At 62.5% G+C, this 10,308-nt stretch carries 8 protein-coding genes and 1 pseudogene; 6 read left to right on the forward strand and 3 right to left on the reverse strand.

Annotated elements, in window-relative coordinates; genetic code table 11:
• The 5 genes and pseudogenes from HMPREF0043_RS11395 to HMPREF0043_RS10590 form a co-directional block, all read left to right on the forward strand.
• Positions 1–271: pseudogene (locus HMPREF0043_RS11395) on the forward strand (multidrug ABC transporter permease); the annotation flags it as partial.
• A gap of 137 nt (positions 272–408) precedes the next feature.
• Positions 409–789 (forward strand): hypothetical protein, encoded by a 381-nt coding sequence (locus HMPREF0043_RS02580; RefSeq protein ID WP_021601284.1) that lies wholly within the window; start codon positions 409–411, stop codon positions 787–789.
• Entirely contained in the window at positions 789–2,480 is a 1,692-nt protein-coding gene (locus HMPREF0043_RS02585) for an alpha/beta hydrolase (RefSeq protein WP_021601285.1), read from the forward strand. Before HMPREF0043_RS02580 ends, HMPREF0043_RS02585 begins: the two co-directional genes overlap by 1 nt.
• The gene (locus HMPREF0043_RS10585; RefSeq protein ID WP_021601286.1) at positions 2,480–3,115 is read left to right on the forward strand and encodes a DUF4853 domain-containing protein; all 636 of its coding nucleotides are present in this window, start codon (positions 2,480–2,482) and stop codon (positions 3,113–3,115) included. Before HMPREF0043_RS02585 ends, HMPREF0043_RS10585 begins: the two co-directional genes overlap by 1 nt.
• Positions 3,116–3,127: 12 nt before the next feature.
• On the forward strand, positions 3,128–3,766 hold the full coding sequence (locus HMPREF0043_RS10590) for a DUF4853 domain-containing protein (RefSeq protein ID WP_156897486.1): 639 nt from the start codon (positions 3,128–3,130) through the stop codon (positions 3,764–3,766).
• A gap of 1,289 nt (positions 3,767–5,055) precedes the next feature.
• On the opposite strand, the gene HMPREF0043_RS02590 is transcribed toward HMPREF0043_RS10590, so the two are convergent.
• Both HMPREF0043_RS02590 and HMPREF0043_RS02595 read right to left on the reverse strand, forming a co-directional pair.
• Positions 5,056–6,792, reverse strand: coding sequence for an ABC transporter ATP-binding protein (locus HMPREF0043_RS02590; protein WP_021601289.1), 1,737 nt, complete (start codon positions 6,790–6,792; stop codon positions 5,056–5,058).
• Positions 6,789–8,552, reverse strand: a complete 1,764-nt coding sequence (locus HMPREF0043_RS02595) for an ABC transporter ATP-binding protein (RefSeq protein WP_040317689.1) — start codon at positions 8,550–8,552, stop codon at positions 6,789–6,791. Before HMPREF0043_RS02595 ends, HMPREF0043_RS02590 begins: the two co-directional genes overlap by 4 nt.
• Before the next feature lie 379 nt (positions 8,553–8,931).
• Between HMPREF0043_RS02595 and HMPREF0043_RS10095 the strand changes: the two genes are divergently transcribed.
• Positions 8,932–9,639 carry a TetR/AcrR family transcriptional regulator gene (locus tag HMPREF0043_RS10095; RefSeq protein WP_021601291.1) on the forward strand — a complete coding sequence of 236 codons (708 nt, stop codon included), beginning with the start codon at positions 8,932–8,934 and terminating at the stop codon, positions 9,637–9,639.
• 22 nt (positions 9,640–9,661) lie between these two features.
• On the opposite strand, the gene HMPREF0043_RS02605 is transcribed toward HMPREF0043_RS10095, so the two are convergent.
• Positions 9,662–10,308 (reverse strand): rhodanese-like domain-containing protein (locus HMPREF0043_RS02605; protein ID WP_021601292.1); only part of this gene is annotated, 647 nt, incomplete at its 5' end.

Consider the following 10,308-nt stretch of genomic DNA (forward strand, 5'->3'; position numbering starts at 1 on the left):
CTCCCTGCTCTCCGGCAGGAAAATCCTCCTCTTCGACGAAGCCACCGCCAACCTCGACTCCCACAACGAACGCCAAATCGGCGACGTCCTGACAAACCTCCGCGGCAACCACACCGTCCTCGTCGTCGCACACCGACTCTCCACCATCATGGACGCCGACCTCATCCACGTCCTCGAACACGGCCGACTCGTCGCCTCCGGACAACACCACCAACTAGTCGAGGAGGTCCCCCTCTATCGCGACCTGGCCAAGGAACAGCGCCTCGTCTGACCGCCACGGCGTTTCTAACATCGAAGCTGTGAATCTTCACAGGATCTCTGTTAGTTTCACTATCTTCTTGCGAACCCCGTCACATCGGTTGTAGCCTTATCTCACTGTCGCTCCAGTCTTGACGCCAAGGAGGAATCGTGAGTGAAATCCACATTGTGGAGGGGGATTTGGAGTCCTTCGCTAAGACGGTGGGGGGTATTCCGGGGGAACGGTTGAATTCGGTGGACGGCGAGACGATATTGCGTGAGGCGACGGTGGGCATGCCGGGGTCGGAGTCGAAAGTGCATGCCGGCGACTACGGCGCGGCTCTAGACCGGGAATGCAAGAAGGTGGCTGCCACGTTGACGGAGATGGAGAGCGATGTGATGACCATCGCGATGACGTATCACCATGCCGATGAGCATACGGCGGCGGCGTGGAGGCGTCTGTCGCGGGATCCGGCTTCGGAGGCCGGCACCGGCGTGCCGGGGGTGGATCGGCGCGGTGGGCGTCTCGTTCATGGCGGGGGTGATCGGTGATGGGGTTGTCGTGGTCGGATGTCAAGGATTGGAAGTCGTCCTATCTGGAGAGCCAGGCTGAGCAGCTGCGCGCTGAGCGGGCTAAGTGGCTTCAGGGGGCGTCTGACGCTGAGGTGGCGATGAGCAAGCTGGCTTCCTCGGGTGCGGGGGTGGAGGCCATTCGGGCCTCGTTGCGCAGGAAGCTGGCGGCGATCGACGTGTGTGTGAACAAGTTGTCGGAGTTGATGATGGCCACCTCGCAGGCGTGTGACGGGGTGTGGTCTGTTCAGACCAAGATTCTGGAGTGCGAACAGTACGCTGAGACGCACAAGCTGCGCATCCGCAAGGACGGGGGCGTGGAATCGCAGCCGGGCAAGGATGCCAGTGGTGATGATGAGAAGAAGCTGGCCGGCAAGGTCTCAGAGGTTTTGACCTATGCCGGGGCGGTGGATCGCCGGTACCATGCGCGCATGCAGGCGGTGGCCATGAACCGGTATGCGTCTCCTGAGACGCATAAGTCGGCCAGTCCGGGTGTGTATAATTTCCCTCAGGCGGAGTGGTCGGCCACGGAGGTGGCCGTGTGGTGGAAGGCGTTGTCTGCGGCGGAGAAGCAGGATCTGATCGCCCACCATCCGGAGATGATCGGCAATCTCAACGGTGTGGACATGGCCTCCCGCGACCAGGCCAACCGCATCCTGCTGCGGCGGAAGATCTCGCAGACTGACGCGGAAGTCCGGACTTTACGGGCTAAACTCAAAGAACAAAACGATCCCAACGCTTCCGGAAAACACACCGAATCCTACGCATCGCCTAAAAGCTTGGAATGGGCGAAGAAGAGACTCGCCGATCTCAAAGCCGTCCAGGAGACTTTAGATGAGAATGACAAGAAAAGGCAGAAGGATCCGAAGATTGCTAGGCGTGGTCTTGTTTACATGGATGATTCGAAGAAGGATGACCGCGTCAAGGTCGCCATATCGACTGGTGACGTCGACCATGCCAAGCATGTCAGCACCGTCATTCCCGGCATGGACAATGTTCCTTCCGAGGACATAAAAGACCATGTGGAGAATGCCGAACTGGTTGGCGAACGTGCTATAAAGCATGCTAGGTGTCATCAGAGTGAGGTGGCGACGATTGCGTGGATGTATGATACACCGCAGGGTGGGCAGGTGATGTCCTCGAAGTATGCGACGAAGGCGTCGCATGAGATCGGGTCGGCTCTGGAGGGGTTGCATGCTTCTCGTCAGGTGTCGGGGGCTGGGCGTGCTCATACGTCTTTGTTGGGGCATTCTTATGGGTCGACGACGGCGGGTAAGGTCGCCAAAATGATCCGCAAGGGCGTTCTCGATGATCTGGTCATGTACGGGTCTCCGGGCTCGGGGGTGAAGGATGCGCGGGAGTACAATCTGGACGGGGGGCGGGCGTATGTGTCGGGTGTGAACACCAATGACGCCGTGCAGGGGATCGGGCCCGATGGGACCTTCGGCAAGGACCCGATGAAGATGAAGGGAATCAAGCATTTGGCCAACAACCCCGACAACGACTCGGTCATCAAAGTTTACGTTTCAAATTCAGGTGTGACGTCTCGTTACGCGGTTAAGGGGACGACGGATCCTTTCGCCCGTCACTCGGAGTACCTGGAGGAAGGCACCGAATCCCTAGACGACATCTCCCGAGTCGTCACCAAGGTTCCAGTCAAAGGAGAGAAATAATGAGACTGCGCTACCGCCTGTACGCCCTATCGGCGTGCCTGGTCCTGGCCTCATGCCTGTCCACGGTGAAAGGGGAAAAGCACAAGCACTTCTGGGACGGGCGCAAGGATTTCGAGAAACGCCAGACTCTGGAGGCCTATAAACGCGATACGCTCCCGGCCATTGAGAAGTTCCAGACCCGGCTCAGCCAAGCCGGCGCCGGAGTCTTCAAACGCGACGGAGGAGTGAGCGACCGATCGTGTGGAAAAAACAATGTTGGCAGGGAATATTGGAATTCGGGTGGTCGGGGCCGGAACATCGATGCGGCCATCGCCATCAAATACGGCGACCAGATCCTCGTCCCGGCGGGTTTCACTAAAAAAGTCGTTAAAAAATATGATAACGGTGACGTTGCCTTGTCATGGTACAATGTTGGAGATGGTGGTTTTGTATCTGTAATCATAACTGCCAATACCGCCACTGCTTTCGGGACTACTGGTATCCACTACGTTTCCGGTTGTCGCCCCACTGACGGAAGCACCACGCCCCCGCCCAGTCCTGTGCCCACGGAAGAATGGACCGCGCCCGAACCCCTCACCCCGGGCACAGCCCCGCCAAGCGCACAAACGCCTACAGACGCTCAGACTCCTTCTTAGGAGACGAATAGCTTGAAAGCCAGCAAAATGTCTATTTCAAAACAGCATAGTTGTATACGTTTAAACCACTACATATGCATCTTGGCGACATGCCTGGCCCTGACCTCATGCCTGTCCACGGTGAAAGAGGAGAAGCACAAGCATTTCTGGTACGGGTCGGCGCCCTTCGAGAAACGCCAGACTATTGAGGCATATAAACGTGATACTGTACCCATGATCGAAAAGTTACTGGCCTATATTTCTCAGGCCGGTGCAGGCGAACTCATCTTTAGAGGGGGTGAACAGGGTGGACCATGTGGAGAGAATAATGATGGTTATGATTATTGGAGCCCGAACATATCTGGAAAGCCGATTGAAGTAGCTGAAGTGATCAAAGCCGGCGATAAATACCTTGTTCCCGCGGGTTTCACTAAGAGGACCAAACGCCAACATGAAAATGGAGATGTCACACTGTTTTGGTTGAATAAAAAGGACGGTGGTTACGTCACCGCGATAGTCTCCCCGAAAAGCCACACGGGGATCTACTACATCTCAGGGTGTCGTCCAAGCGACGGAAGCGCGACACCCTCCCCCAGCCCAACCCCCACAAGAAAACTCCCCGACGCCACTTCCCCCACAAACACCCCCGCGACCACGTTTCCAACCGCTTAGCCGACTGCAAACAAAGGGAAACCGTTGTAAACTTTATGCAAGTTCTATGTTCTATGGATCGAAGCGACCATGCGGTACGCGTTCTAACGAGCAGCGCGTTTTCGGCCTGGATTTCTCGGGTGATTTCGTTGACTCGAGGGATCGGCTCGGAGTAGAATCGCGGCGTGCAGCGAAATGCGGCCGAATCACCCATCGAAAAAAGTCTTTCGCGAAGCACTTTGCTTTGACGGTGGCTTTTTTTAACTGCACGAATTGATCCCCTCCGAATTGCAATCCAGTATAAAACGAAGGAGTGAACTCTAAATGGCAGAATACACTGCTCCCGCGATTGAGAAGATCGCCGACTACAGCAAAGTCACCCGAGGCTCCGCTATAGGCGTGTGGCGCGATTACTATGGGGCTATGTATGGATGGACGCGCCTACCCCTCTAACGCATCAATGTAAATAAACCGTTGGATATGCAATCAACGGTTGTTTTATTTCACTTTATTCCATTAAGATCGAGTGAAAACCTCGGGGAGTGACAGAAAACCTTCCGCCACTCCCCGAGACATACGTCTCACGAAGGTTCCCCTGATTCCCTTCCATCGGAGGTATCGTCCTCCAAGTACGGGAATGCCCGCAAACGCACGGCTTTCCCAGAATTTCAACAGTGAAGCCATCGAAACTCGGATTTTGTCAACGGGTACCTTTATCCGTTTTCATCGTGAAACTCTTGACGGATGTCATTGAACAGTCGGGATGTCCAAGGTAAGCTCGCACCGTGCGAGGCTAGGAGCGCAGCCGAGTCACCTTCGGGAAAATCATTGAAACATTCACTATCTTTTTCCTCGTCGGCATAGCCCAGCGTTCGCACGGTGATTCCAACTTCGAATCATCTTTCGAGTATAAAAACCAAAGGAGTGAAATCTAATGGCAATATACACTGCTCCCGCGATTGAGAAGATCGCTGACTACAGCGAAGCCACCCGTGGCGGCTGGCGGGGCCGTTGGAACGATTACTATGGTGGCCGCTATGGCTTGCGCATTGTTCCCGTCTAAATAGATGTGGAACAAGGCCGCGCCTGTGCGCGGCATGCGCCTTCGCTCCGCTCCATAGGCGGGAGTGAAGGCGCTGGGGAGGGGCGGACGTCATTCCGCCCCTCCCTTCCCGTCGAAACCGAAATACCGCTCTCACGGAACCGAAGGCCGCTCTCGTGCCCAGACCTCGCCTTCTTCGCCGCCTTCGCGTCCGGTCAGGCTTCGGCGACTCGCCTTGTCACAGTCGGATTTCGCCTCCTGGGCCTACTCACTCCCGCGTCAGACGCCAGCTCGCTGCGGTGGTCAGAAGCCGCCAATGCTCGGCGTACCGTCCCCCTGCAGCCAGAAGCCCGGCGTGAGTGCCGCTTTCGGCGATGTGCCCCTCCTCGACGAAGAGGATTCGGTCAGCAGCGGTGATGGTGGTCAGCTGGTGGGCGATCACGACGATCGTCCGCCGGCCTTTCAGACCGGTGATCGTCTCCGAAACCGCCGATTGGTTCTCCGCGTCGAGCGATCCGGTGGCTTCGTCGAGCAGAAGGATCGGCGCCTCTTTCAGCAGCGCGCGGGCCAGCGCGACGCGTTGACGCTGGCCTCCTGACAGCCGCGCGCCCCCTTCCCCGACCGGCGTGGCCCATCCTCGCGGAAGGTCGGCCAAGGCGTCGTCGAGCCGAGCGAGCTCGGCGGCGCGGTCGAGGTCGGCCTGCGAGGCGCTGGGACGGGCGATCCTGACGTTCTCCTCGACGGTACCGCTGAAGAGATAGGAATCCTGGAAGGCCGGGGCCAGCAGGGAGTGCAGCGTTCGGCCGTCCATGTCGCGCAGGTCGATGCCGCCGATCCTCACCGCGCCGCCGGCGGGGTCGTAGAACCGCGCCAGCAGGCGGATCAGGGTGCTTTTGCCGCTTCCCGAGGGGCCGACGATCGCGGTGAGCGATCCGGCCGGAACCTCGAAGCTCACCTCGTCGATCACGGTGCGCCCGGTCCCGTAGCCGAACACGAGGCGGTCCACGTCGATGCGAGGTTCCTCCGGGACGCGCGGATGTGCCGGTTCGGGGAGCGGTTCGGCGGCCAGGATGCCGTCTATCGCGTCTATCTCCCCGCGGGCCATTCGAATGCCGACGGCGTAGTTGGCGACATCGCCGAGCGGGGCGATGAGCCTGTTGGCCACGGGCAGCACGGCGACGAGCGTGATCACCGTGGCCGGGTCGACGGCGCGGGTCGCCAGGGAGAGCAGGCCCGTCAGAATCGCCAGGAAGGCGATCTGCATCACCACGCCGCCGGCCAGCAGGGGCGGGATCACCCACCAGAGCTGGCGGCGCTCACGCGAATGCTGCTCGGCCAGGGCGGCCTCGACGAGGGACCGGCCGGCCCCCGCCCGGTCCATGGTCCGCAATACCGGCTGAGCGTGGGCGAACTCCACTATTCGATCGCTGGACTCGGAGATCGCGGCGTCGACGGCTTCGTCGGTGCGGCGGCCGACCCTCCCCGACAGCCAGTACACTGCCCCCATCGCAGCCATGCATCCAGCCGCGATGGCGGCGAGCCGCGGATCCACGCACACCAGGACCACCAGCAGGGTCGCCGGTGTGACGGCCGCGCGGATGAGGGGAGTCAGTTGCCGGGCCGGCAGGGCGAGCATGTCCATCACGCCCGTGCTCAGGACCTGGCCGAGCCGGCTGGTGTTGGCGGGAGTGAACCAGCCCAGGGGCAGGGTGGCTATGTGGTCGCCGATCCGTTGGTCCAGCGTCGTCAGCAGTTCGATGGCCATGTCGAATCCGCGCCGAATGCCGCGATAGTCGGCCAGCCAATATGCGATCGAAAGCCCGCCGAGGGCGGCTAGCCACCGCGCAGCGCCAGCCGTGCTCCCGTCCAGCAGATCTCGCAGAACCAGGACGCTCACACCGAATGCGGCGCCTTGGAGGATGCTGGCCGCCGCCATCCACCTCAGATAGGAGCGGATCAGATGCGCCTTCTCGCGGCCGAGGTAGGCGGTCAATCGGGCGATCATGGCAATCCTCCTGCCGTAGCGGTGTCCTGGGCGTTCCACAGTCTCCGGTACACGCCGTCGGCGGCGAGGAGATCGGCGTGGGCGCCGTGTTCGACGATGCGTCCGCCGTCCAACACCAGGATCTGGTCGGCGCCGACGATGGTGGACAGCCGGTGTGCGATGACGACGATCGTCCGCTCGGGTGTGAGCAGCGAGGCCAAGGCGAGCTGGATGGCGTGCTCGGACTCGGCGTCGGCCGAGGCGGTCGGTTCGTCCAACACCAGCACGCGGGGATCCAGCAGCAGCGTGCGGGCGATGCACACTCGCTGCGCCTGTCCACCGGACAGGTTCGCATCCTGCCCGTACACCGAATCGTAGCCGCGCGGCAGAGCCTCGATGCGCTCATGGATGTGCGCGGCCTTCGCAGCGGCTCGGATTCGCGAACGGTCCGCATCCGGGTCGGCCAGGGCGATGTTCGCGGCGATCGACGTTCGCAACAGCCGCGCATCCTGGAAGACGGCCCCGATCGCGGAGTAGAGAACGCTCGGATCGATCTCGCTGAGCGGCACACCCCCTAAAGCGACCGTTCCGGCATCGGGGTCCGCGTAGCGCAGCAGCAACCTCGCCAGAGTGGACTTGCCCGATCCGGACTCGCCCACGATCGCGGTCACCGTGCCCGGAGAGAAACTCCAGTCGATTCCGTCCAGGATCGGGGTGTCCTTCTCGTAGCCGAATCTCACGCCCTCGAGTTCGAGCCGGGTGCCCGAAGGCCTCTTCGGATCGGACGAGACCGGCATGCGCGGGGTCTCCAGCAGCGCCGAGAGGCGGGACGCGGCTCCCTGGCTGGCCTGCGTCGCCTGCAAGCTCGCCATCAGCGCGCTGATGGGAGCCGACAGACCCAAACCCACGAGTGCGAAGGCCAGCACGGAGACCGGATCGCTCCACCCCAACCAGACGAACCAGGTTCCCATGCCCAGGCTGAGCGCCAGCAGAGCGATCGGGCCGATCACCTGGTTGGCGACCGTCTCAGGGCGGATCATCGGCCCCGCCCATCCCAGGAAGAAGGTCGTGAACCTCTCGACCGCGGACCGGAACGCCTTCGAAGCCCGTCCCGTCTCGCCGAAGGCCTTGACGACGCCGATGCCGTCGGTGAACTCCACAACCGAGGAATTGACGTCGGCCAGCACCCGGCCGTATTCCTCCATCTTCTCCATCCCACCGCGCATCATCCGCATGTACAGCAGCGCAAAGACCGCCAGCGGCGCGAGCATGACCGACGCCAGCCGCCAATCCACGACGAACAGGTAGACGTAGACGGCGATCGGCGTGACCGCGGCGGCGGTGATCTCGGTGTAGGAATGCGCGATGAGATGGTGCACGGCCTTCACGTCGTCCTGGGCGCCCTGCTTGACCTCGCCCGCCGTGGTGTCCGTGAACCACGCCAGCGGCGCCTGGCCGAGCCGCCCCACCAGGCGGCGCCGCAGCCACAGCGTGAACGAGTTGTCCGCCAGATGCGCCACCAGGTCGGCGAGTCCCTGGCAGGCGATTCCGACGGCAAGCAGGGCGGAGCCCGCCATGAGCACCGTTCGCGCCCGCTCATCGCCCGGATCCTTCAGCAGCGTCCGCGCTAGATCCACTCCGGTGATCACGGGAGAGAGCAGCAGCGCCGAGCCCAGCGCCTGCAATGCGACGGCCGTTCGGATACGACCCCGAACGGGTGCCAGCAGCTTGGAGACCTCCGACCGACCTGAACTGCCCGGACCGTTCGAATCCCTGCTCACGACTCACACTCCTAACCTGACTCGTCATCCGACGATCAGTCCCATAGCGGCTGAAAGCGGTGGCCCACCACCGCTTTCATTTTATGTTATGCATATAACATAAATAGGTCAAGACTCTCCCGCGGAAGTTCGCACTGCTGGGGTTCCCCAGCGTGACGCTTTCCGTCGCTAGGCTGGTCCCATGCACGGAAAACCGCGCAACCGAGCTGCAGGAGTAGAGGGCTCCACCGGAGAAGGCCCTCCCAGCGGGCGCTATGCATCCGCATCGAAGCAGGAGACTGCGCCAGCGCACTCCGTGCCCAAAGCCGAAACCCCCCACCGGGCCGGAGCAACTCGTCCCCGCCGTGGCCGCCCTCCGAAAATCACCCGGGACCAGATCGTGGACGCCGTCCTCTCCCACGGCTTCGCTGGGATCACCATCCCTGAGGTGGCTCAGCGGCTGGGAGTCACGACGATGACGGTCTACCGGCATGCGGCGACGCGCGCTGAGCTCCTGGGAATGGCCTGGGAGCGCGTGCTCCATGAGCACGCATGGCCGGACCGGAACCTGCCGTGGCGGGACCTCCTGGATGAATACGCCACCGCGGTGTGGGATCTGCTCGCAGAGCATCCTGGCGCTGCCACCGAGTTGTACACCGCCGCTCTTCCCGCGCGCATGGCCGATCTCTACGTGGATCTCGCTTCGATCCTCGCCGGCCAGGGATTCACCGTTCCCGACGCCGTTCTGGCCGTCGACACAGTGATCGATCTCGCGGTGGACCACCGCCACGGCGTGGAGAACCTCATGCAGACGGCTGAGGACGGGCGAGACACGGCCCTACGCGATCGGATCCTCGTACGCTGGGCTCCACCCGACTCCTCGGAGGGACAGGCCGAACCCCAGCGGCAGCAGTCCGACCAGTCCGGCGTCTCACCCCGCCACACCGACTTCTCGGAGCCTCCGACCGATTCGCCGAACTGTCGGGACGCCTTCTCGCGGGCCGTCCGCGCAGAACTGGGGATGGCCACGCGGATGCACCCACGTGACTGGTTCGGCAGGAAACTCGCCCTCGTCCTCGACGGAATCGCAACGCTGCGCGAGGACTGACCGCTGCGCAAGGAATGCGGAATCAATACCGAGGCATGGACGGGTCGATCTGCGTCCACCATGCCTTGATGCCTCCGGCCACGTTGACGGCGTGGACGCCGGAGGCGGCGAGCGCCTGGGCGGCCTTGAGCGAACGGCCGCCGCCCAGGCAGTGCACGTAGACTGTGCCGCCGCCCAGGCTCAAGCGGTCGGCGATCCCCGCGGGGTCGGCGAGGACCTCGGCGAGCGGAATGTGGAGGGAGCCCGGGATCGCGCAGATTTCCCGCTCGCGCGGTTCGCGCACGTCGAGGAGGATCGCGGCGCCCGGCCCGGGCTGTCCGCTTCCCGCTCCGCTTGCGTGCGGCGCGTCGCCGTCGGGGCGGGCGCGGCCGAGGATCTCGGCGAGTTCGCGGACGTCGATTTCGGGAACGGCCGGGCGGGCCGGACACTCGTCGGACAATGCCTCTCCTCTCAGCGGTGCCGGCCGATTCGGATCGGCGGCCAGCGGGACCGTCTCGCACCGCGGCTCCAGCATATCCATGACGAGGACCCGTCCGAGAAGAGGGGCGCCCACGCCCGTGATGAGCTTGACCGCCTCGCCCGCCATGATCGCGCCGGCCTGGCCGCACAGGGGTCCGATGACGCCCGCCTGGTCGCAGGCGGGGGCCGAGCCGGGCGGGTGCGGGCTGG

The organism is Actinobaculum sp. oral taxon 183 str. F0552, assembly GCF_000466165.1.
Lineage (GTDB): Bacteria > Actinomycetota > Actinomycetes > Actinomycetales > Actinomycetaceae > Peptidiphaga.

Coding starts and splice junctions, on each gene's coding strand:
- HMPREF0043_RS02585 (WP_021601285.1), top strand. CDS start 789: ATGGGGTTGTCGTGGTCGGATGTCAAGGATTGGAAGTCGTCCTATCTG.
- HMPREF0043_RS10585 (WP_021601286.1), top strand. CDS start 2,480: ATGAGACTGCGCTACCGCCTGTACGCCCTATCGGCGTGCCTGGTCCTG.
- HMPREF0043_RS02590 (WP_021601289.1), bottom strand. CDS start 6,792: ATGATCGCCCGATTGACCGCCTACCTCGGCCGCGAGAAGGCGCATCTG.